This is a genomic window from Arthrobacter sp. NicSoilB8 (assembly GCF_019977355.1).
Classification (GTDB): domain Bacteria; phylum Actinomycetota; class Actinomycetes; order Actinomycetales; family Micrococcaceae; genus Arthrobacter.
The window spans coordinates 3820633-3844120 of record NZ_AP024655.1 but is presented as its reverse complement, the minus strand read 5'-3'; the positions used below and the strand labels follow the sequence as shown (position 1 = coordinate 3844120).

Here is a 23488-nt window from a genome sequence, read left to right as displayed (position 1 = left end):
GCTGACCAGCGGTCACACCGCCTTCAACCTGTCCTACGGAGCGTCAAAGGATGGCCGGATCCGGCTAGTCGGCGGTCAGCAGCTTGAGGGCGGTTGCCAGTTCCGTGGCGGCGCCTTGGAGGAGGCCGGCCGTGTCGCGTGCCCGGGCGTTGCGTCCGGACTGGAGGTCGGCATCAATGAGGTCGGCCATGAGCTGGAGCTGGCAGGCACCGGCCTTGGACGCGGACCAGGAGAGGCTTTGAGCGGCAAGGCGCGCGTCTTCCCAGTCCCCGGCCGTCAAGGCCCGGTGAATCTTTTCGACCCGGTGGGGAAGCATGAGCTGGAATGAAGTGACGAAGTCGTGGAACCTCCAGGACTGGGGGGTTCCTGCGCTCTCTTGCAGTCGGCTGCGGTCCAGAACGCGTGCCGTCGCGATGCGGGCACGGTACCTGCGGGGTCCCTGGCCAGCCCCGGACATATCCTGATCGATCACGCCCGCGCTGGCCGTGTCCTGACGTGCCGGAAAGAACCGGAGCGTCCACGCGGCCGACTTGGCATTGAGACCCATGATGTCCCCCCCTAATCCGGCATCCTGTTCCGATCCGTCGGACAGACAGAGCGCCCTCGTCCGGTCCGCTGGCACCACTCTACGAATGCGCCCCCGGGAGAACACGAGTGCCGGCTACCCGAAAACGTGGCAGTCACCACTCGTATCACTGGCCTAATACGTATCGCGCGATCGGGAGCGCCTTCGCTGGCCCGCGGGCTTAGCCTCGATCCACCGGTCGGGTTTGTTGGGCGGGGTCGCCCTGATCTTGGTCCGGGTTTCGGCCGGGGGCGTGACTGAGTTGCCGGCCTTGCTGCCGGTGGTGTTCCGTGGTCCTGGTTGCGCCGGATTGGCTGGGTGGTCAGATGGCGGCGGCCCGTGGCGGCCCGCAGGCCGCTTCGAAGAGCTGTGACCATCCGGTTTCCCAGGGCCAGTGCGCGGGCAGGTGCAGGACGATTTTCCGTGCCGAGGTCGAGATCCGGGCCGGGATGGTGATGAGTTTTCGGCGGATTGTGCCGCTGCGTGCTTTGCCCAGGTCGGTGCCGGCGAGGGTGCCGATGGCGCGCGAGAGGTTGAAAGCGATGCTCGCCAGGACTAGCCAGGCTGCGTTGGCGGTGAACTTTCCCGAGGGCAGGTGCGCGAGGGCGCTGTCTTTGAGGTCCGCGTTGACCTGCTCGATGACGGCGTGTTGGCGGTGGGTTTTATCTGCCGTGACCGTGTCCAGTTCGCTGGTGGTGAAGAAGGCGTGGAAGCGGTGGGTGTCGAACAGGGTCTGTTGCCCCGTGCCTGCTTCGGCATTCAGTTCAGGGATCCGCCGCACGACCAGGCGCCCGTGGACGCGTTCGGCTTTCTTCCGGCCCACGAAGGCGGTGAAGGCAGTCTCGGCGACTTCTGCCGAGGAAATCCAGGCCCCGGTGGTTTCATCGCGGACCGCGTCGGTGTACTGGATGGTGGTCCAGGCATCCTCATCAATGGTGGCGATGGCGCGTTTGACGGCCGGGTCCATCCGGGCGGTAATGGACACTTTCGCGCCGGCGCGGTGCGCGGCCGTGACGACCGGGTGGCCATAGAACGCGCTGTCGGCGCGCAGCAGCACCAGCCCGGTGGCCCCCCTGCCGCGCAGCCGTTTCACGGTAGCCAGGACGTCACCGATGAACTTCCCTGCCCCGCGCGGGGACCCGGCGCTTCCCTTGCGCAGCCGGGCGCCGATGATGACCGGCGCCGCGGTCGCGGTCGAGAGGATCCCGATCAGCGCGTTCAATCCCCGGACCCCGGAGTAGCCGTATCCGGAGCCCTGTTTCCGGTAGCCGTGGACTTCCTTGATGGTGTCGTCGATATCGACCAAGGCGTAATCATCGATACCGGAGGCGATCGGGGCCACCGCGGCGACATTGACCAGCCACCGGGCCGCGAGGGCATCGAGCTGGCGGACATGGCCGAAGGTGAACGCCCGCAGGAACGATCCCAAGGTCGACGGGGCATACGCGCCGGCGAAGAGTTTCTTCATCCCACCGTGACGCAGCAAGGCCATGTCATCGATGGAATCGGCGCCGGCGACCATGCCCGCGACCAGCGCGGTGACTTTCAGGCCCGCGTTGGCGCCGAAGTACCCGGGCAGCGTCAGCCACTGATCAGCGAGTTCGCCGAGGCAGGTTTTCACCGCCAGTGCCATCGCCGGGACCAGCCCCGAGGCCGACACGAGATTGGAATCATCGAACGTGGCTGACACGTGCGTGGATCTATGGAAAAGTTGCATCTACGAGATGCCTCTCGGACTGGCCAAACGGAGTTCTAGACAAACCCCATTTTTCCCGATCCGGCAGGCATTCTCCGTTTAAAACGCCGCAACAACATCAACCCGACCGGTGGATCGAGGCTTAGCGGAAGGCGGGGAGACCCGTGATGTGCTGGCCCAATATCAGGGTGTGGACCTCGTCGGTGCCCTCGTAGGTGCGGACGGATTCCAGGTTGGCGGCGTGCCGCAGCGGGGAATGGTCCAGCGTGATGCCGTTGCCGCCCAGGATGGTGCGGGCCTCCCGGGCTATGCTGAGCGCCTCCCGGACGTTGTTCAACTTGCCGAGTGAGATCTGCTCCGGCCGCAGTGTGCCGGCGTCCTTGAGCCGGCCCAGGTGCAGGGCCAGCAAGGTGCCCTTTTGGATTTCCAGGAGCATGTTCACCAGCTTCTCCTGCGTCAGCTGGTATCCGGCCAGCGGCTTGCCGAACTGCAGGCGCTCCTGGGCGTAGGCCAGGGCCGCCTCGTAGGAATCCCGGGCGGCCCCCATCGCACCCCACGCGATCCCGTACCGGGCCTCATTGAGGCAGGAGAACGGTCCCCGCAGCCCCCGAGCCCCCGGCAGCAGCGCCTCCGGGCCCAGCCGGACGGCTTCGAACGTGATGTCGCACTGGATCGAGGCGCGCATCGAGAGCTTCTGCCCGATCGGCGTCGCGGTGACCCCCGGCGTGCCGGCGGGGACCAGGAAACCGCGCACGCCGTCGTCGGTCATGGCCCACACCACCAGCACGCCCGCCACGGACGCGAGCCCGATCCAGCGCTTGGCGCCGTCCAGGACCCAGCCGGCATCCCCGCCCGTACCGTCGCGGCGGGCAAAGGTCGTCATCGACGCAGGGTCGGAACCGGCCGTGGGCTCGGTCAGGGCAAAGGCGCCGATCACCTCTCCGGCGGCCATCCGGGGGAGCCACTCCTGCTTCTGGTCCTCGGAGCCCCACTTGTGGATGGCCGTCATGGCGAGGGAACCCTGCACGGAGACGAACGTGCGGATGCCGGAATCGCCGGCCTCGAGCTCCATCGCCGCGAGGCCGTATTCGACGGCGGAGCGGCCCGGGCAGCCGTAGCCCTGAAGATGCATGCCCAGCACGCCGAGTTCGCCCAGCTCCGGGGCGAGGTCCAGGGGGAACACGGCCTCGTCGTACCAGCCGGCGATGCCCGGCCGGATGCGCTGGTCCGTGAAATCGCGGACGCGCTCGCGCACGGCCAGCTCCTCCGGGCTCAGCAGCGAATCGATCGCCAGGACATCGGAAACATCGGAAAAGTTGGCCTCATTGCTCATGCCAGCATCCTACGGCGGCCCCCGGCGTCGGTGCCCGCGCCCGGCCGGGCGCCCGCGCTGAGTCCGGTGCCCGGCCCGGGCCTACACTGGTGCCATGGAAACCGCATCTGTGCTTGCCGTCTGCCGGGTCCACCAGCTGCTCGAGGACCCGGGCAGCGTCGGCGTCACGGCGATCGACAAGCGTCCCGTGGCCGGCCCGGTGCGGGTCCACCGGCTGGGCCTGCACGGTGACATCCAGGCCAGCAGGATCCACCACGGCGGCGAGGACCAGGCCCTCTATGCGTATTCGCAGGACGACGCCGACTACTGGGCCGAGGAACTCGGGCGGGAGATGCCGCCGGGCATCTTCGGCGAAAACCTGCGGATCGCCGGCCTCAACGCGTCCAGCGCCGTGATCGGCGAACGCTGGAAGATCGGGTTGGACGTCGAAGTGGAAGTCACTTCCCCCCGCGTCCCCTGCGCCACGTTCCAGCGGCGGATGGGGGAACCGCACTGGGTGAAGAGGTTCACCGATGAGGGAAGGGTGGGCACCTACCTCCGGGTGGTCCGGACCGGCAGCATCGAAGCCGGGAACCACCTCCACCGGATCTTTGTCCCCGCCCACGGGGTGACCATCGCCAAGTGGTTCACCGATCCCACCCTCGAGGACATGGAGGCCCTGCGCGACGCTGACGCCGACGGCGAGATCAGGCTCCAGCCCGAGTACCACGAGGGATTCGAGAAGCTGCAGCGCCGGCTCGGGGTCTAGACACACTGCGCCGGTGTGCGCAAGCTCACCGGCCGCCGTCGGCCCCTCAACTACCACTGTTCTGATTCATGCCTTACACTTGAAATATCCCCCACTCCGGAAATCCCTTATTCCTGCCCAATTCTTGAGGCAGGACTGGCAAGTGTTGGGGCCCGCAACTGTGATGCGGGCATTTTCATAGGGAGAGCCGGCAAAAGAAAACGCTGTACAGACTGCTGGGATAGCAGCCAAGAGATGCAGCGGGAAGTCCTGCCACGGGATTGCGAAAGCGCCGGACTTCTGTGACCCGCCGGTCAACCGTACGCCCGGCAATTCGTGTCACGCGTACTGCGGCTCCGCTCACCTCGGGTTGTGCCGCTTGGCCCCTATGGATGAGGAAATTTCACCTATGCCCGAAAATCAGAACAACTCCGTCGACACCGAACTCGCCACCGAGAACAGCCAGAGCGACGTCGAGATTTCTGAAACGGCTGCCCCCGCAGCCGGCTCCGCCCCGGAATTCACCGAGGCTCCTGCGAACTTCCAGGCTCCGGCCGCCGAAGCCGCCCCGCAGGCTGACACCCAGACTGTGACCGACACCCAGACCGCTTCCGCCCCGTCCAAGGACGAGGACACCGAGGAAGAGGGCGTCAAGTTCGTCGACCTGGGCATCGACGGCCGTGTCCTGGCGGCCCTGCAGGACGTCGGCTACGAGAAGCCGTCCCCGATCCAGGCAGCAACCATCCCGTTGCTGCTCGAAGGCCGCGACGTCGTGGGCCTGGCCCAGACCGGTACCGGTAAGACTGCAGCATTCGCAGTACCGGCGCTGTCCCGCCTGGCCGAGCTCCACGACCTCAACGGTCCGTCCCGCAAGACCCAGGCCCTGGTGCTGGCTCCTACCCGTGAGCTCGCCCTCCAGGTCGCCGAGGCTTTCACCTCCTACGCAAAGCACATCGATGACTTCACCGTCCTCCCGGTGTACGGCGGCTCCGCCTACGGCCCCCAGCTCGCCGGTCTTCGCCGCGGCGCCCAGGTTGTTGTCGGTACCCCCGGCCGTGTCATCGACCACATCGCCAAGGGCTCCCTCGACCTGTCCGAACTCCAGTACCTCGTGCTGGATGAGGCCGACGAGATGCTCCGCATGGGCTTCGCCGAAGACGTGGAGCAGATCTTCCAGCAGACCCCCGCGGGCCGCCAGGTTGCGCTGTTCTCCGCCACGATGCCGAGCCAGATCCGCCGGCTGTCCAAGCAGTACCTGAACAACCCGGCCGAGGTCCAGGTCAAGTCCAAGACCACCACCGGCGCCAACACCCGCCAGCGGTACCTGCAGGTCATGGGCCCGCACAAGCTCGACGCGCTGACCCGCATCCTCGAGGTCGAACCGTTCGAAGGCGTCATCGCGTTCGTGCGGACCAAGATGGCCACCGAGGACCTCGCCGACAAGCTGCGCTCCCGCGGCTTCCAGGCTGCCGCCATCAACGGCGACATCCCGCAGCAGCAGCGTGAGCGCACCGTCGAGGCCCTGCGCGACGGCAAGATCGACATCCTTGTCGCCACCGACGTCGCCGCCCGCGGCCTCGACGTCGAGCGTGTCAGCCACGTGGTCAACTACGACATCCCGCACGACACCGAGTCCTACGTCCACCGCATCGGCCGCACCGGCCGCGCAGGCCGTTCCGGCGACGCGATCCTGTTCATGACCCCGCGTGAGAAGTACCTGCTGCGTTCCATCGAGAAGGCCACGCGCCAGCCGGTGGAGCAGATGCACCTGCCCACCGCCGAGACCGTCAACACGCTGCGCCTGGGCAAGTTCGCCGAGCGCATCACCGAGACGCTCGAGTCCGAGGACGTCGCCGCATTCCGCGACCTCATCGCCTCCTACGAGGAAGAGCACAACGTTCCGGCCGCCGAGATCGCTGCCGCACTGGCCGTCATGGCCCAGGGCGGACAGCCGCTCCTGGTCAAGGAGCTGCCGGCAGCGCCCGAGTTCCAGAAGCGCGAGCGCTCCAAGGACGGCTTCGGCTCCCGCGGCCCGACCCGCACCCTGACCGAGGGCAACGCCACCTACCGGATCGCCGTCGGACGCCGCCAGCGCGTCATGCCGGGTTCCATCGTCGGCGCCATTGCCAACGAAGGCGGCATCTCCTCGGCCCAGATCGGCGGCATCGACATCCGTTCGGACCACTCCCTCGTAGAGCTCCCTGCGGACCTGAGCCCGGATCAGCTGAAGGCTCTGTCTCGCACCCGGATCGGCGGCGAGCTGATCCACCTCGAGCTCGACAACGGCCGCAAGCCGGCCAGCGAGCGCGGCGCCTACCAGGGCAACCGTGGCGGCGACCGAGGCGGGGACCGCGGCGGCTACTCCGGTGGCAGCGGCAACTTCAAGGGCAACGGCGGCTTCAAGCGCGAATTCCGTAAGGGCGACGGCGAGCGGTCCTCCGCTGACCGTGGCGGCCGCTCCTTCAGCGAGCGTTCCGAACAGCGCAGCTTCGGCGCCGACACCCGCAAGCCCCGCACCGAAGGCGGCTTCAAACCCCGCAGCAAGTGGTAACCACTAGCACCATCTGAGAGAACGGGCCGGCTCCCTGAGCCGGCCCGTTCTGCTTTAAGCATTCCGCTCCCGTGTTCGCTTCGTCACACCCTCCGCGGGCGGCCGGCCGCGGGAGCCATTTTGGTTCCCTGGACCGTGCTGGAAGCCCGGATTTGCACGGTTTTCGGCCGGTCCGACGCCGTTCGGCCGCCGATTTGTTGGTGGGCGAATCTTCCGGTAGAGTATTTACTCGTTGCCCCCCTAGCTCAGTGGTAGAGCGCGTTCTTGGTAAGAACGAGGTCACCGGATCGATTCCGGTGGGGGGCTCTGAATGAGGGCCTGTGTCAAGGCGGTTTTTGACCGGCTTAGCGCAGGTTTTCCTCATTTATGGCGGTGTAGCTCAGTTGGTTAGAGCGCACGACTCATAATCGTGAGGTCGGGAGATCGAGCCTCCCCACCGCTACAGGCAAGACCCCCGGAATCCGCGAGAGTCCGGGGGTCTTTCTGTGTTGTCCTATGGGTGGGTTCCGAGAGTCATCGCTTAGATTCCCCGGTACGGCCTCGCTTTCCTTGAAACGTGGCTACCAAATGGCTACTCGTGGTGTCAGTTCCGTTCCCCACGGTGATTGAGTGGGCCCTGAAAAGCGCTGCGTGGCCTCCTCCGTCTGCCGCGGCTACCAGGGCATACCGACTCAAGCGCACTCGGGCTATGGCCTCAGACGGGCCACAGCGCCGCCAGGGAGAGGCTCCCGGCGCGCCGGTATCAGGGCCTTCCGGGCTTCGGGGCCCAAGCCGCGCGTGGGAGCGCAGGCCGTCCCAGCATTGAGCCTCCGCTGGGTGGGGGCAAGGATTTCTACTGCCTTGTTCTTGCCTGGGTGTCCTTCTTGCGGAAAGTGCCGGCGATGGAGGAGAGTTTGCCCGAGTATTGGATGGATCCGTAGCGGAAGAGGTAGACGGCGAGTCGGAGGATGAGGAATCCGATGATGAAGAGTTCGGCGATGACGATGGTTGCCTCCACGGGGGGAGAGGGTGCCGAAGCCGTTACTGCGACGTTGCGGGGTCCACTCACCAGGTTCTTGACAACGCAACGTGAAACTCAGCATCAGCGGATCCATCCTCGACTCAACCGCCCCGATCGGCCGGCTCCTGTTCATCGTCCTGGCCATGGTCGCTGACTTCGAATCTGACCCCAACCGCGCCCGCGAAGGCGTGCAGATCGCCAGGGCCAAAGGCAGGCTCCGAGGCAAGCCACCCAAGCTCAACAGAAGCCAGAATGCCCCTCGGCGCATGACGTGAACTAGATGCAGGAGCTATCCGCATGAGCAACAGACGTCTCGATGCGCAAGCGAAAACAGCCGTCTACTGACGGCCATTCACTTGTGTTCGGTCAAGGCCTCTGGTCACCCGATTGGTCCAATGCTACGGTGATCCCGGTCTTGGCCCCTGGTTCTTGGATTCCCAACGAATGGAGTGTCAGGTTATGACTATTAACGAGACGTCCGGGAGCGCTTCCGCGCCTGCAGTAAACGTCACTAACACCGGAGGAGGACCCGCACTTTGGGCTTCGAGCGCCCAAGGGAGAGCTGTCGTTGGGATCTCCCAGGAAGGTGTACCGATATGGGGCCAGACAGCTAAGGGGCGCGCCGTGGTCGGAGTGGTTAAAGGCGGCGGTGGAACCGGTGTCTGGGGGGAGGCCGAGAACGGCGCTGGGATAGTCGGTAAGGACAATGCTGGCGGTGATGGCGTGGTGGGAGAAGGCCGGCGTGGTGTGGTCGGCAAGAGTCCGACCTTCCAAGGTGTGTACGGCTGGAGCGAGCAGAACGCCGGAGTGGTGGGTGAGAGCCAGACCTTCCACGCGCTCTACGGAGTCAGCCACGGGCCGAACAATGCTGGGGTATTTGCCTACAACGACGGCGGAGGATTCGCGGCAATGTTTGACGGGCTGGTTGCCGTCGACGGCAACCTCAGGGTCTCGGGGGATGTCTACCTCAAGAATGGGGATTGCGCGGAGGACTTCGAAGTGGTTCAACCTGACTTGGCCGAGCCCGGCACTGTTCTGGTGGTCGTCACCGACACCACGCTGACGGCCAGCGCGATTCCCTACGATCGCCGAGTAGCCGGAGTTGTCTCTGGTGCGGGCACATACCGGCCAGGGATCATCTTGGACCGGTCTCAACCATCGGAATCTCGTCGACCGATCGCACTTATGGGAAAAGTATTCTGCAAGGTCGACGCCACGGAGCACCCCATTGAAGTGGGTGACTTGTTGACAACGTCATCAACAGCAGGGCACGCGATGAAGGCCACCGACCCGGCCCGGGCATTTGGCGCGGTCATCGGCAAGGCCCTGGGCGCGTTCCCGTCGGGTCGAGGGTTGATCCCGATCCTCGTTGCACTTCAGTAGGAGGCGTAGGCAATGGTGCTTACAACAACCGGCCTCACAGGCGGCGGGGTGACCCCCCACTACAGGTTCCAATACGAGGATTCCTTGCGGAGTACCGCCACTAATCCGACGGGTCTTGAACCGGCCCGCATGAACGCGGTGATCGCCGTAGCAGAAGCCGACTATGACCAACTAAGCGGCTGGTTCGGCAATATCGCGCTGGACGTCGACGTGCCTATCACTGTCAGTGTCACGCCAAATGACGGAGGCGCGGGGTGGGGATTTTCCGGGAAAAGCAGCATTGCGGTCACGGTGAACCCGGCGACCGGAGACTCCACACTGGTCCGCTACTTACTAATCAGCGAGATGAGCGAACAGTTAATGCGGGCACAAGGTTTTGGCTGGTTCGGGGACAATACCGAGGGAAGCCAGGGTGAGGGCTTGTCGCGTTTCCTCGCCGCGGAGTTCCTCGCGCGGAACAGTCTCGGCGGCACGCCGGCAGGTTTCCCGATCAGCGACTTATGGCTTGCCAGCGACCGAGCCGATAATGTCAACATCATAGTCAAGGGCGATAGCAAACCGACCGCGGCCAGCGGCTGTTCGATATTGTTCATCTACTACCTCTATAGTCAGCTGGGCTTCACGATCGAGGAAATCATCCGCGCCGGGGGCGACAATCTCCAAAAGGTCTACAGCAAGCTGACCAACGACGACGTCAATCCGTTCCCGGATTTCAAGCAGGTCCTCGACGATGCTTTTCCGCCAGCCAAATTCACCGCTATAGGCGGCAGCAACCCCGATAACCCATTTCCGCTGCCATCACCCAGACTGTTGAGCATGAGCCGTAACATCGCCACGTTTCCCAACCCAGACGCATACACCGCAAAACAGGTGCTATCGATGAACGGCAAGCACTCCCTGCGACCTGCCTTGAACACCCGGCGACGATCTTCCCTAGCCTGAGCATGACTGGCCAGTGTAAATGGCCCAGTCGCCGCAGATCCGACGCTACCCGTTGATGTTCCGGCAGTTCGCCCAGGTCGTCCTGCCTCTGACACCGCACCGTCGGTAACGCTGCAGTAACGGGGACCGCGGAGACTGGTCGCGACCGCTCATAGGAAGGGTCGTCCACGCCGCGTGGGGAAGTAAGAGGTTGGAAGTTGAATGCCAATCCGAAGGGTTCCGCCGGCCTGATCGTTCTGCTAGGGCATTGCAGGCCTCACAGCAGTCCTTGTCGCACAGATGTGCCCGGACTCTAGCTATTCGTCCTTTGATCGGAAACAGCTATGGAAATCGACAATCCTTTCGCCGGGTCTTGGAGCTACAGAAGTTTTCGAAATGATCCGGACCTGTCCAAGGAGTTCGGTGCCCTCCGGTTCGGTGCCGGGACCCTGGACCTGACGGCGCCGGAATTCGGCCGCCTGTCGGGCACCCTCGGCGGCGAGGGGTGGAGACTGAACCTCACGGGAGGTTACAGCTACGGCAACCCTTTCGCCCTGCGATTCCAAGGCTCCGGGGAGATCGGCAGCGAGCTGTGGGTCTATGACTACGTGGGATATCTGGCACCCATCTGGCCTCACGGTGTCGACCAGCGTCCTGCCATTGCGGGATCGGTCATCCGGACCGTTCCCCATTCCGGCGGTCAGGCTGCGGCCGGATATGTTGCATCGTTCATTGCCGTCAAACAATCCTGAGCCACAAGGAAAACCGCCATGTTTGTCCGAAAGAACGTCCGCTCCCTCACCGCGCCGGAGCAGCTTGCCTTCGTCACGGCCCTGCTGGAACTGAAGGCCAAGGGTAAGTACGACAAGTTTGTGCACTGGCACCACCAAGTCATGCAGCCTGCGGTCCTGCCCTTCGAACCACGCGACGGCAACTACCGCAATGGTGCGCACCGGGGTCCAGCCTTCCTGCCCTGGCACCGCGAATTCCTGTACCAGCTGGAAACCGAATTGCGCGCCATCGATTCCTCCGTGTCTATCCCGTACTGGAACTGGACGGAAGACACCTCCGACCCGGCAGCTTCCCCTGTGTGGTCGGAAGACTTCATGGGGGGCAACGGTGTTGAAGCCGACGAATGGCGCGTGGCCAGCGGACCCTTTGCCCACGGGAACGGCCGCTGGCCGGTCCCCGATTACGGCGCGGAGGGCCTCCCCGGCCCGGGGCTGAAACGCAGCTTCGGACAGTTCATTGACAGCATCCCGACACCAGCGGACCTGCAGTTGGCACTCGGAGAAGTCTTCTACGACACCCCGCCTTACAGCGCCAGTCCGTTCACCATCGGGTTCCGCAACCGGCTGGAGGGCTTCGTCACCCGACGCGGCGACAGCAGGGTGAGCACTACCGGCTCACAGTTGCACAACCGGGTCCATGTCTGGGTGGGTGGAAACATGCTGCTGATGACCTCCCCTGAGGACCCGGTGTTTTTCCTCCACCACTGTTTCATTGACAAGGTCTGGGCCGACTGGCAGGAACTGCAGCAGACGGCCAATCCCGATGGCGCCCCCCACTATGCGCCGCTGCGGGATGGGCCCCCGGGCCATAACATCGACGACGGCGTTCGGCCCGGTGCTCACACCATCCGCGAAGTTCTGGACATCTCCGCATTGGGGTACAGCTACGAGCAGCCGCCGGACGCCCCGGATGCATCAGCAATGGCGAGGACCCTCAGGCCGGTCATCAGCCCGTTCTGGGTGGACTGATCCCGTACACGCAGTCACGGATATCGGCGGCACGGCGGCGTGATTCATGTCCTTCAAGGTCACGAATATCGCGAGCCAAAAGAGCGAGAGCGGCTCGTATCATGTTCGATGCTGCCGCTTGCCGGGGTTCCGGCCCGCTCCACCGGACAAGATCGATTGACAACTTGCCAAGCGCAGTCGTGCTAGCAAACGTGGGATGAACTTAGGCGCTACCGCGGCCCGGACGGGCGTGCAGGCCGCCGCTGCCAGGGCTGCCAAGGCCTAGGACACCACGGCGATACGGTCTCCCGCATTCTCGGGCGGAAGTGCCGGCGGCCTGGGCGTGGAGACCGCAACATCGTTTAGCCCTGACTGACAATCGCAGCGACAAGGCCTGCAACAGAACGCCCCTTCCTGCCGACCGCGGACGCAGGCGGGTAGCACAGGGGCCGTACCGGCATGACACCCACCCAGTAACGCTGTGGTAACGGTGCCGGTGCTTACTGAAGATGGCAACTTTATCTCGTCATACGGCAATGTCACGTGAAAGGCAACACTCCCATGCGGGTCACCCTCAATCCATGGCACTTCGACGGCAGCCTCCATGGCTGCGACTACGCCTGTCCGGTGCCGTTGTCGCCCCAGGCCATGGCGGAACTGTACGCCCGCTATCAAGAGCTTCTGCAATCGCGCCGCCTCCCTCGAAGCATGACGTTCGAGCAGTACTACTGGGTCTGGCGTTCTGGACGGCGGGGAGAGAATTTCGTTGGCCTTGATGACGGTTCCCTGACCGAAGGACCCAGCGGCGACAAGCAACTGATCGCGAGGCCGGACAAACAATTGAAGGGAACGATACGTACCCTCGTGCTCCTGGTCGATTTCCCCGACCTGGAACATGATCCGAATCACGGCGGGGGATACTACGACACGATGCTCTTCAGCAACGAACTCTTCCCCACCGGCAGTATGCGCGATTTCTACCGAATGGTGAGCGGCTTCGACGCCGATTCCGGCTCCGGGATCGATGTAGAGGGGGAGGTTCATGGCTGGTTCCGCCTGCCGCGTCCGCTGAGCTTCTACGCGAGTGGTAACTCTGGCATGAGCGAGAGTTTTCCGCGCAATGCCCAAGGCATGGCCCGAGATGCCGTGCAGGCGGCAATTGCTGGGGGCGTCGAGTTTGATCCCGCTCTTGATGCTCTCGACGAGGATACGGTCACCGCCCTTTTCATTGTCCATGCCGGCCGCGGAGCCGAGCAGACCCGGTCCCGGGACGATCTGTGGAGCTTGAAATGGATCGTGCCCGGAGGCATCAAGGTTAATGAGGGCTTGTCTGTCCGGACCTTCCTCACCGTACCGGAGGACTGTATGGTTGGGGTCTGCGCCCATGAGTGGGGCCATCTCGCTGCGCGCTGGGCGGACTACTACGACACGGGGCGGCTACAGGCCACCCAGTCCAACGGCCTTGGCGACTACTGCCTGATGGCGTCCGGTTCGTGGGGAAACGGCGGACTGACGCCGGCTTTCCCCAATGGCATGCTCCGCATGTTTCACGGATGGATTACGCCCCAGATGGTCACCAAGACCACAAAGAACATCGTGATGGAGCCGGCTGCCGAGGGCGGCGGAATGCTGTTCATACAGAACAAAAAGCGGATGACTGAAACACAGTACATCGCCGTCGAATACCGGCGTCGGCACGGCCAGGACTCATTCCTGCCAGACGAAGGAATCGCCGTCTATGTCGTTGATGAGGCGATCGACAATGTCAATGACGAACAAGCCCTCGCCATCGAACTCATCCAGGCTGACAACCGGCGCGATCTCGCGAAGATCTTCGGCCAAGGAAACAGGGGGGACGCCAACGATCTCTATCCCCTCGCAGACAACAAGACGATCGGCAGGACGACGACCCCTGCACTCAACCTGCCGGACGGTACCTGGTCCGGCGTCACCATCAATATTTCCGGCACGCCCGGTGCCCCCGAGATGAAGGTGGACGTCACGGTCGCTTAGGTGAATCCCCTTGCTTGCTCCATCTGGTGCGTACACCAGCAGAAGTGATCAGCAACGGTCGTGCTGGTGCATGGCCCCCAATCCGTATCCTGTGCGGCTCGAGGAAGGCGGCGGTGATGAACATGGCGGAGTTTCGGGTTTCGACGTTCAACTTGGAGAATTTTGACGAGACAGGCCCGGGGGGGCGGCCGTCGCTGGCCGAGCGGATCGCGCTGATGCGGCCGCAGATCGTCCGGCTTCGCACGGATCTTGCCTTTTTTCAGGAGGTGAACGGCCAGGAGCGTCCAGGCCAGCCCAGGGCCGTGCTGGCACTGGAAGAGCTGCTGGCCGGTACGAACTTGGACGGGGCCAACCTCGTGAGCACGCGGGGACCGGACGGTGCCGTGTTCGACGAGCGGAATCTGGTGGTCGCCACCCATGTGCCGGTGCTGGCCGTCGAGCAGCTGAGTAACGATCTCGTTGCAAGGCTCCAATACCGGCGTCTGACGGCGCTCCCTCCGGATGCCGCCGCGGTGGAGATTGGAGTGGAACGGCCCATCCTGTATGTGCAGCTGGATCTGGGTAATGGGCGGCTGCTGCACGCGGTCAACGTGCACCTGAAGTCCAAGATTCCCACCGATATCCCTGGGCAGAAGATCGACAGCTTCACCTGGCGAACGGCGGATGCCTGGGCCGAGGGAAGCTTCATCTCGTCCATGAAGCGCATGTCCCAGGCACTGGAAGTGCGCAGGCTGGTCGAGAGGATCCTCGGGGCCGACCCGGACGCGCGCATCATCGTGGCCGGAGACTTCAACGCCGCGCCCGAGGAGGTGCCGGTCAAGACCATCCGCGGCGATGTCGAGGATACCGGCAACCCGGACCTGGTCGGAAGGATCTTGGTGCCGATCGAGCACACGGTCCCCGAGCCGGGCCGGTACACCCTCTTCCACCAAGGCCGCGGCCAGATGCTTGACCACATGCTCGTGACCCGCAACCTGCTGGCAGACTACCGCGGCTCGGAGATCCACAACGAGGTCCTCCACGACGAGTCCGCGGCATTCGCTGTCGACCGCAAATACCCCGAATCCGACCACGCCCCCGTCGTCGCAACTTTCGGTCTTCAATAGTTGGCAATTCCGAGGAGCACGCTGTGGCACCTTCTGTACCCATCTCCGGCCCATACCGCCAAATCGTCTTGCACGATGGTACGACGGCTCCGTTCTACGTCGTTCCCTTTGACCAGGATGGACGGTGCACCGGACCAGTTACCCTTGGCGAACTGCTGAAGAATCTCAGGAAAGCTGAGTTAGAGCCCGACACCCACTACAGCGACATCTTTCTCTTCTCGCACGGCTGGAACACACCCTGGCCACGCGCAGTGGAAGCGTACGAAACCTTCATCAAGGGTTTCGCCAGCCTCCACGCAGACCTTCCGGACCCTCCCGGCAGGACATACCGTCCCCTGCTAGTAGGCGTTTTCTGGCCGAGCGCCGTGCTCGTTGATCCAGATGAATCCCCGCCCAAGATCGCAGGCGACGGTGCCGGGGTAGCACCTGAATCGGATGAGTTAGTAGGAGTAGAGGAAGCCACCAAAACAGAAATCGCTCGTCAGTTACGGCCTGAGGCGCGGGCCAGGTTCTACGAAATGGCGCAAAAACCTGGCCTCAGTGGAACGGAAGCCCAGGAATTTTCCTCGTTTCTGGCACCTTTATGGTTCGAGGACGGGACCAAGGACGATTTGAACCTTGATGCCGGCCGGATAACGGAGACTGAGCTGATGTCGATATGGAAGAACCTGCCCAACTCCGATCGGGATGAGGGGGACCAATTCGGCTTCGCCCGGGGAGGGTTTGGCTTCGGCTCAACAGGCGGTGCCTCCAGCGGCGGCAATGGGGAACCCTCGGGTATGCTGCCTCCCATCCCGGATCCCCAGGCTGCTGGGCTGATTGAATTCCTGAACCCCCGCGAGCTGATCCGCACGACGTCGGTGTGGATGATGAAAGACCGCGCGGGTCGCGTCGGTGCCGACGGTGTTCACGGGCTGCTGTCCGATATCCTTGCCAAGACATCCGCGCGGGTACACCTGATCGGCCACTCCTTTGGTGGCAAGCTGGTGCTCTCCGCGCTATGTGCCGGAGAGCTTCCCCGGGCCGTCGAGTCGGTCCTGCTTCTGCAGCCAGCCATAAGCTATCTGTGCTTTTCACCGGAAGTACCTGGGACAGGCCGTCCGGGCGGGTATTTCCGGGCACTCTCCGTTGACCGCTGCAGGCAACCCATTCTGTCGACCTTTAGCGCCCGGGATTTTCCGTTGACGAAGATTTTCCATCTCGCGGTTCGCCGTGCCTCGGATCTAGGGGACATTGAGATCGCGGCGGGCCCCCCCGGTCGGTATGCCGCCCTTGGAGGCTACGGACCCGCTCCCGGAGCAGGAGTCGTGGTAGTTCCGGCCAAGGACACAGGGGAACTGTATGACCTCAACGGGAATTCCCGCGTCATCGGAGTGGAAAGTTCCCGTGTCATCGGAGGCCATTCGGACGTCAGCAACAAATGGACTTGGTGGATGTTGCTGAATCAGGTCAGGGCGGAAGTCTAAAATGGCTGCTTTACTTCGAGTGGAAAACAATCTCGTGGTTTTACGGATTCGGTTGGATCGCTCGGCAACCGATTTCTACGGCAGCACACGGGGGGCAACGCCGTCGGCCGTCTTCGAACTACAAGATGGAGGGGGAGATGCGGTCCCACTGGCCGAGATACCGGTTTCAGAACTGGGGCTCGAAGGCAGACTCAGGGGGGATGAACATCCGTCCCGTTTTCATATTCCGGAGTCTGTTGGTGCACGGATAAGGGAACTGGTTCCCCCGGGCAGGGTGCTCTGGCTGGAACTCCCCGCACCTGCCGGCCTGCTGCGGTTGCTCCCATGGGAAGCAATGCTGGGACGTATTTTTGGGGGACCCGTCCTTAGATTGCCCTACTGCCTGCTTCGGCCGGAGGGATCGGGATCCTCTCTTGAGGTTGCCGTTGTTGCCAGCTCCCCGCGGGCAAAGTTTCGAGTCGATACTGCGGACACGCTCCAGCGGTATCTGGACGCTGTCCGGGCGGCCGTCCCGGCTCCTTTGCGGGTCCATGTCTTTGCGGACGCGGAAAAATACGAAGAGCTGCTGGAGGTTTTCAGTGGCATGGCCGGCATCGTCGTTCACAATCCGCAGGAAGCTGAACAGTTTGAGCCTGCTGCCAGGAGCCCCAGGCTATCCGGGGAATCAAATCTCCGCAGTCCTTGGTTACGCTGGGTCCAAGCCGCGCTGGGCGGCCAGGCGCTGGATGCCGTTCAATTCATCTGCCACGGATACTACTCGGGCGATAGGGGCGCGCTGGCCTTAGCGTCCTCACCCCTGCTCAACGCAGATCGGGAATGGAGCCGGTTTGTAGCGGCCCCCGAGCTGAACACTTTTCTCACGGTCACGGGTGCCTGGACTGCTTGTTTTACCGGTCCTTTCCATGACTACGCGCCGATGGGACGCCGTGAACTAGCCGACAGCCTGGCGCAGACCAAGCCGCTGGCCGTACTGTCCCACGATCTGGAGTCCGACCCGGGGTTCCACGAACTCGCCTCAGCCTACGGGCTGATACTCGGCGGTGCGCCACGCCCGGTTCGCCGCATGGAATCAGTGAGCCTATGGCTCCATCCACAATTCATTCCTGACGATTTCTACCAGAGCATGGAAGGTTCCCTCCTGGACCCCTCGGGACGCACGACTGTTGTTGGACCCGCCACGAAGATGTCTCTGAATTCGGCCGCCACCCCGGCGTGGGTTGCCGCCGGCGCCAGAGCGCTTGAACAGATTCAAGGCGAGCTTCTGGCTACCTTGAAAGGAGCTGGCGGCCGGGACGCTGATGCCGAATCCTCGCGGCAGATCGAGCACGCGCTTGAGGCTGCAGCGGACATCCTCGAACGCCATGTGGTCGCCTCACAAACCGGTGGAACACCCGGGACTCCGCCGGAGGTGCAGTAATGAATTCCGTGACAATCCGGGCAGCCATTCACCAGCTGCCTGGCGGTGGTACCCAAACGGTTATTTCGTTGGAGGACCCGCCGATTGGCAACGGGCAGTCCTGCACTTTCATCAGCAGCACTGCCGATGACCTCGTTACGGGGTTACTCAACGATGGCCAGGACGTCATCCTTCAGATCGGAACCAAGGTCTACGCTGACTTGTCGTTGTCGCATCCGGACGTCGCTGCCGCACTCCAGAATGCCGCCGCAGCGGTCAACGGATATTGTCCACTCCTGGTGGAGCTACCTTCCGTCGGCGGAGAACCGGAGAAGATCCCGTGGGAAACGGTGTGCGGTCCAAACGGCACCTTTCTTGCCCTCGATTCCAGGTGGTCGGTGGCGCGAGTCGTCAGAGCCAGTTCCCCGTCAAAGGGTGATCGTGTTTTTCACCCCCCGTTGCGCTTAGTGCTCTTGCTGTCCTGCTTCGGAATACCCGCGGCTGACGAGTGGAACCGCTTCGCCGCTACCTTGGACGCCTCGACGGTGGAGACCAAGGTTCTGGTCTTTGCCGGCGAACCCGGGCTTGAGCAGAAAATTGCCGATGAGCATAGGCCCAACGTCGAGGTCAGGGGACTGCCCGGGAATGCTGGATTTGACGAGCTGCGACAAAAAATACGCGAATTCCGGCCTGACATCCTGCACTTCTACTGCCACGGGCTCTCTCCCGACGCTGACACGCCGCATCTGGAGCTGGCCACACCCACGGACTGGCTCGCCGGCCGGCTGTTCTCCCCGCTACTGCTGGAGGCTGAGCAGATTTCCATGCTCGGGGACGCTGCCAGCCCGCCGTGGCTCGTTGTGCTCAACTGCTGCGAGGCCGCAGCGACCAGAGGGAATCTGCAATCTCTGGCCCGCGACCTGGTTGCCCGCGGCGGGTACCCAGCCGTCGTCGGCATGCGCGAACCGATAGTTCCGGAGGACGCCATCTGCTTCAGCGGCCAGTTCTATAAGGAACTGCTGACCGCGCTTGTGGGTCTGCCGCCGCAGACAACGGCAGTCATTGACTGGCCGCGACTGCTGGTGGAACCCCGACGACAGCTGATCGATGTCAACCGCCACAACGAGACGTTCCGGTCTGCGGCCAACAATCTGCATCAGTGGACGGTACCTGTTCTGTATGTGCAGAGTGAGGTATTCAAGCTCATCGTCCCCGGCCCCGCGCCCGCAGCGCCACTGCAGAACATTGGATGGGACCTCACAGTGCTCAGGTACTTGCTCGCAAATCCGGGATTCGAGGCCCCGCCAAGCTTCCTCAATGAACTGGACGAAGCGATTAAGATACTTGAGCCAGGAGGGGACAACTAATGAGCGTTTCCTTCGCAGAATTCACCGGCACCGATTTTCCCCTCGTACTGGCTGCCAATGCTTGGGACGGCACCAATGCCGGCCACGGCGGCATTGGCGCGTCGGGCCGGGGTTGGGCACTCGGCGGGGAAATCACCGGTGGGAAGCGCTACATGCGCCCGGAGCAGGCCGATCCCCGGGATTACCGCCATCCCGACGTCGGGTGGGGCCTGATTCTGCCCGATGACCCGCACATCGCGGTGGAAGCGCGGGGTCGGGCCGATGACGCACCCGAACCGATCCGTGCGCTCGTGGCTGCCCGCCCCCATGCCAAAGTCCTGCGGTGGGAGCCATCGTTGGGTCCCATGGCACTCGCCGACTATGCCAACGGCGGACATATTCCGATTTCCGGAGCACCAGCTGGAACCGCTGCGGGGGCCCTGCCACGTTATCTGTTGCTCTACGGCGGGCCGGATACACTTCCCTGGAACCTCCAGTTCGCCCTAAATGTCGGAAATTTTGTTGGGCGGCTGCACCTGACCGGGCAGGCACTGGAAAACTATGTTTCCGCCCTGCTCAACGACTGGGGCGATTCAACCGTGCGGTATGACCAGCCCGTTGTGTGGGCCCCGGACTTCGGCGGCGACGATATGACTGCCCTGATGCGGTCGTCCATCGCTTCACCCATAGTCGAAAAACTCAAAGCAGATGGGGAGATCACCCGGGTCTCCTTTCTCTCCGGAACAGCGGGCGCCGACGAATTGGCAACAGCAGCGGCACTTTCTAAGACGCTTGCGGCCAATGTTCCCGCTCTGGTGGTCACCACCAGTCACGGGATGACAGGCCCGGCCGGTGACCTTTATGCCGTACGCCGAAATCTAGGCCTGCTCGTGGATCAGTCGCGAGACCTGGTATGTCCGGAGGACCTCTTGGCCAAATGGAATCCCGATGGCGCTATTTGGTATGCCCATGCGTGCTGTTCGGCCGGAAGCAACAGTCCAAGTGCCTACGCTGAACTTTTCGACGCCGGCTCCCACCTGGCAGGACTGCTCCAAACCGTGGCTGGCGTGGGTCCGACAGTGGCCCCGTTACCGACAGCCCTCTTGAGCGCGGGGCGTCCGCTGCGGGCGTTTATCGGGCACGTCGAACCGACCTTTGACTGGACTCTCCGGTTTCCCTGGACCCGACAGTACTTGACCTCATCCATTCATACGGCGCTCTACAACGGGCTCTGCGCCGGCGAGCCCGTTGGCTATGCCTTGAGGAGCATCTGGTCGCAGGTCGGCGAACTGGCCGCCGCACTGCCCGAGGCTCTCAAACTATTCAACCGCAGCCGGGAGACCAGATCTCAAGGTCTGTCCGCTGCTCTCTACTGCCAACTCGCTTCACGGGACCGCGGAGACACGGTAGTGCTTGGAGACCCCACCGTGTCGCTGAGGCTACCGGCTTGAGCGCAAACAGCGTCACAGCCACCGGCCGATTCCTTGGGGCCAAAGTTTGCCTTTGCGGATTCTTAGCACCGTAAACGATTTCACTATCATCGGGTCTACTCATGCAAGGGCTAGTGTCACTGATCGAGTGGAGCGGGCACCAAGTCCGTCCCGTAGAGAGTTTTCGGCCTGGAAGCTGCAAATTCACCTGGTCGATTCCCTAGCGCCGTCTTTTTCGTGGACGTATACACAAATCCACTGTGGGTCTTATGGAACGCAGTTCGGATCCGAAGAGTAATCGCCAGACCATTGACTTCTATAAGGCCGAGCGAAGCTGACGGATGACAGGCAAGGCCAAGTCACTGCTGCGACTGCCCTTGAGGTCGCAGGGCCCTACATCTTCGTGCCGTTACTGATCCCCGTCGCTCCGATTGGATTGCCCCTGCTAATAGGGGACTCAGAACTACGCATCCGTCGCGACCACAGTTGCTCTGGACATCTTCACCCTCATCGCTTCCGCAACCATTGGCTGCTTCAAAGTGCCGGCTCTGGTGCTGCGCGGGGCAGTCCCGAAGGCCGCACTTGGTCGGCGCCCGATCTCAGTGAACGGTCCACTAATGAGCGACCATGGGAGACATTGTTCATTCAGGATTCAGTCCTCCTGTAGACATAACGCGACCACCCGCTGCGGTGTCCGCATGGAGGAACGCGACCTGATAGCTCTGGCCGGGTGCATCGGCGACCAATTGTGGCGGCGTGACGGAAAGGTGCTTATCCTGCGCCGTGCTGCGTGCGCCGAGCAGTCAATTCCGAGGCCCGGGCGCCGGAGCATGATGGAGTTCGGGTGGAGGCGCCGGACTCCTCGGACTCCTCAGATTCCGTGGACATATCAGGGGCTTCGCACTTGATCCAGTTCGAAGGTTCCAACGTTGGGGCGCTTCCGGGCCGGAGGTGAGCGCGCTGCCCAACGACCCAGCATTTTCTTCCTCGTGCCTTGGTCCGTTGACCATCCCTGCCGCCGAAGCGCGGGATCAAAGCCTGCCCTAGGTATTCCATACCATTGCTTCGGCACGGGCCCGTCACCTCCGGCCTTCACCTCCTTGGCTCGGGGCTACCGCGGATACACGCAAACCAATCGGTCATTGTGGATGTCGATCAGCTCGGGAGAGATGTCCCGGCCGTGAGTACGCTCGAATGCCGTGGCATATACGCAGTTGCCTGCCAGGAAGCTCCCTTACCCACTCAGCATTGCTCATTTGCGGCTCGGGTTGACACGAGCCTTTTTGGGCCGAACATGTCCCTGCTTTTCTGCATCATTTCGAGAAAGCACGATACGTGCAACCAAGGCGCTCATGAGCGAATCACGTGCAAGGAGGGCCACGAACTTTCCTCCTGCCGTGAGGGCAAAGAAACGGCGTGAGCTTGAGGCCAACACTCGCGCCCAGTCGCCGTCATCGGCGTGAAGGTCAACGAAGTCAGTGACAAGTACCGGCTCATAAAGCTCACGCAACCGCTGGATATTCACATAGACGGGCTCGGCCGGATTCGCCAACGCTTGCTTGTTGAGCTCTTCTTGTAAGAACAGTTCCATGGCAAAGGCTGGATCTGGCACGTCGTCAGCAAGATACGGCAGGGAGAAGACGGTCTTGTCCCAAGGCAGAACCACCTGCGGGACTTGCCCCTGCAACCGACCTATGGGTTCACCGATCTGCCATTGCATGGTACTGGCAAGTGCTCGTGCATATGCTTCCTTCAATCCAGGGCTTGCAGCTAGGTGCATGTCAAGCAATTGGGAGGGTGCTGCCCAGCCAAGGAATACATGGTCTCGACCGTTCGACTCGCCAATGAAGGCGAGGGCAAGGGGGCGGTCCCGCCGGGCCGCACCGGCGATCAAGATGAAGAGTCGGGTCTCCCACCACGTGCTGCCTCGACGGAGATCTACCACTGTCACCTCGCTCTCGTGCGCTGTCCGGAGAGCACGTAATACGCTGCGCAGCGACGTCTGCGCCATCGCGTCACCTTCTGCCACTCCCAGGTTCTCGGTTAACGTCGTCGTGCGCATTGAGGTCGCGGCGTCTTGCGATGCGCTGGCGAAGGAAAGTCTGAGGCTTGCCAACTCGACGCTTCCGCCTTCTGCTGCGAGTCTCTGGGTGATCAAAAGGATAAGAGGCAAAATGCTGAACACTGCAAGGGCGAGCAGTACGGAGCCCTCATTCTGTGCACTGGGCATTCCGGTCAACGCACGCATAATGGCCAGCCCACTGAAGAGTGCAAGGAGGAGAATCGGAACGAGAAGGATGGCGATTTTATCGTTCCAGGGCCAAAACCTGTCCGAAGATTGTTGACTCGGGGCGCCCTCTCGATTTCCTGTTCTCGCCGGGTCGCTCGTTCCCTGATCACTCACGTTCTTACTCCAATCGTGGACACCAGGGACTCAGATGGGCTGAATCTTCTTGCTCTTGAATACGACGATGAAGGACGACCATTATTCTTACGGCATCGAGATGCATCGTAATCAGTGATCGTTACTGCGGTGTTACCGGGATCAAGCCATGTTGGTGCGGTCCTCACACCGGAAAACTCGACGCAAGGGCGGCAGCAGAGAAGGCAAAGCTCCTGGCACGCATCTGAATTGGACCTTCGGCCCCGTGTAGATGGTTGAGTAGCCGCCGAAGACGCGAATGGCGGACACATTCTTCGTCCCAAAATGCGCAGGCGATGAGATTGAAGGGAATCTCGCAATAGGTTTGGGGTCGCTCTGCCGGGAGACCTCCATCGCCGCAAACAGCCCTCGCCGACAAGACAACGCCGTGATG

At 62.8% G+C, this 23488-nt stretch carries 17 protein-coding genes, 2 tRNA genes and 1 pseudogene; 15 read left to right on the top strand and 5 right to left on the bottom strand.

Features of this window, described 5'->3' with window-relative positions:
• Positions 1-64: 64 nt before the first annotated feature.
• The 3 genes from LDO15_RS17305 to LDO15_RS17295 all read right to left on the bottom strand — a co-directional run bounded on the left by LDO15_RS17305 (position 65) and on the right by LDO15_RS17295 (position 3594).
• The gene (locus tag LDO15_RS17305) at positions 65-547 is read right to left on the bottom strand and encodes a hypothetical protein (RefSeq protein ID WP_223980418.1); all 483 of its coding nucleotides are present in this window, start codon (positions 545-547) and stop codon (positions 65-67) included.
• A 340-nt stretch (positions 548-887) separates the two neighbouring features.
• Positions 888-2282 carry an IS1380 family transposase gene (locus LDO15_RS17300; protein WP_223980416.1) on the bottom strand — a complete coding sequence of 465 codons (1395 nt, stop codon included), beginning with the start codon at positions 2280-2282 and terminating at the stop codon, positions 888-890.
• A 121-nt stretch (positions 2283-2403) separates the two neighbouring features.
• Complete coding sequence (locus LDO15_RS17295) at positions 2404-3594, bottom strand: acyl-CoA dehydrogenase family protein (protein WP_223980414.1); 1191 nt, start codon at positions 3592-3594, stop codon at positions 2404-2406.
• Between the two features lie 94 nt (positions 3595-3688).
• On the opposite strand from LDO15_RS17295, the gene LDO15_RS17290 reads away from it, so the two are divergent.
• The 4 genes from LDO15_RS17290 (at position 3689) to LDO15_RS17275 (ending at position 7314) form a co-directional block, all read left to right on the top strand.
• The gene (locus tag LDO15_RS17290; RefSeq protein ID WP_223980413.1) at positions 3689-4342 is read left to right on the top strand and encodes an MOSC domain-containing protein; all 654 of its coding nucleotides are present in this window, start codon (positions 3689-3691) and stop codon (positions 4340-4342) included.
• Positions 4343-4730: 388 nt separating this feature from the next.
• Positions 4731-6872, top strand: coding sequence for a DEAD/DEAH box helicase (locus tag LDO15_RS17285; protein WP_223980411.1), 2142 nt, complete (start codon positions 4731-4733; stop codon positions 6870-6872).
• A gap of 234 nt (positions 6873-7106) precedes the next feature.
• Positions 7107-7178, top strand: a tRNA-Thr gene (locus LDO15_RS17280).
• Between the two features lie 62 nt (positions 7179-7240).
• Positions 7241-7314: transfer RNA gene (locus LDO15_RS17275), tRNA-Met, on the top strand.
• Positions 7315-7704: 390 nt separating this feature from the next.
• Here LDO15_RS17275 and LDO15_RS17270 read toward each other — a convergent pair.
• Positions 7705-7869, bottom strand: coding sequence for a hypothetical protein (locus LDO15_RS17270; RefSeq protein ID WP_223980409.1), 165 nt, complete (start codon positions 7867-7869; stop codon positions 7705-7707).
• A 65-nt stretch (positions 7870-7934) separates the two neighbouring features.
• Between LDO15_RS17270 and LDO15_RS17265 the strand changes: the two are divergent.
• The 11 genes and pseudogenes from LDO15_RS17265 to LDO15_RS17215 all read left to right on the top strand — a co-directional run.
• Positions 7935-8123, top strand: a pseudogene (locus tag LDO15_RS17265) (recombinase family protein); the annotation flags it as partial.
• 373 nt (positions 8124-8496) lie between these two features.
• Positions 8497-9255 carry a hypothetical protein gene (locus tag LDO15_RS17260; protein WP_223980407.1) on the top strand — a complete coding sequence of 253 codons (759 nt, stop codon included), beginning with the start codon at positions 8497-8499 and terminating at the stop codon, positions 9253-9255.
• Between the two features lie 12 nt (positions 9256-9267).
• Positions 9268-10197, top strand: a complete 930-nt coding sequence (locus LDO15_RS17255) for a hypothetical protein (protein WP_223980404.1) — start codon at positions 9268-9270, stop codon at positions 10195-10197.
• A 323-nt stretch (positions 10198-10520) separates the two neighbouring features.
• A complete protein-coding gene (locus LDO15_RS17250) occupies positions 10521-10928 on the top strand; it encodes a hypothetical protein (RefSeq protein WP_223980402.1) in 408 nt (135 codons plus the stop codon).
• Between the two features lie 18 nt (positions 10929-10946).
• The gene (locus tag LDO15_RS17245) at positions 10947-11936 is read left to right on the top strand and encodes a tyrosinase family protein (RefSeq protein WP_223980400.1); all 990 of its coding nucleotides are present in this window, start codon (positions 10947-10949) and stop codon (positions 11934-11936) included.
• A 540-nt stretch (positions 11937-12476) separates the two neighbouring features.
• The gene (locus LDO15_RS17240) at positions 12477-13928 is read left to right on the top strand and encodes a M6 family metalloprotease domain-containing protein (protein ID WP_223980398.1); all 1452 of its coding nucleotides are present in this window, start codon (positions 12477-12479) and stop codon (positions 13926-13928) included.
• Between the two features lie 14 nt (positions 13929-13942).
• The gene (locus LDO15_RS17235; RefSeq protein ID WP_223980396.1) at positions 13943-15034 is read left to right on the top strand and encodes an endonuclease/exonuclease/phosphatase family protein; all 1092 of its coding nucleotides are present in this window, start codon (positions 13943-13945) and stop codon (positions 15032-15034) included.
• Positions 15035-15057: 23 nt separating this feature from the next.
• A complete protein-coding gene (locus LDO15_RS17230; RefSeq protein WP_223980394.1) occupies positions 15058-16500 on the top strand; it encodes a hypothetical protein in 1443 nt (480 codons plus the stop codon).
• 19 nt (positions 16501-16519) lie between these two features.
• Positions 16520-17917 carry a hypothetical protein gene (locus LDO15_RS17225; RefSeq protein WP_223980392.1) on the top strand — a complete coding sequence of 466 codons (1398 nt, stop codon included), beginning with the start codon at positions 16520-16522 and terminating at the stop codon, positions 17915-17917.
• Positions 17917-19263, top strand: a complete 1347-nt coding sequence (locus tag LDO15_RS17220; protein ID WP_223980390.1) for a CHAT domain-containing protein — start codon at positions 17917-17919, stop codon at positions 19261-19263. Before LDO15_RS17225 ends, LDO15_RS17220 begins: the two co-directional genes overlap by 1 nt.
• A complete protein-coding gene (locus tag LDO15_RS17215; protein ID WP_223980388.1) occupies positions 19263-20693 on the top strand; it encodes a hypothetical protein in 1431 nt (476 codons plus the stop codon). The genes LDO15_RS17220 and LDO15_RS17215 overlap by 1 nt, the downstream gene beginning before the upstream one ends.
• 1231 nt (positions 20694-21924) lie before the next feature.
• Here LDO15_RS17215 and LDO15_RS17210 read toward each other — a convergent pair.
• Positions 21925-23076, bottom strand: a complete 1152-nt coding sequence (locus tag LDO15_RS17210; protein ID WP_223980386.1) for a hypothetical protein — start codon at positions 23074-23076, stop codon at positions 21925-21927.
• Between the last annotated feature and the right edge of the window lie 412 nt (positions 23077-23488).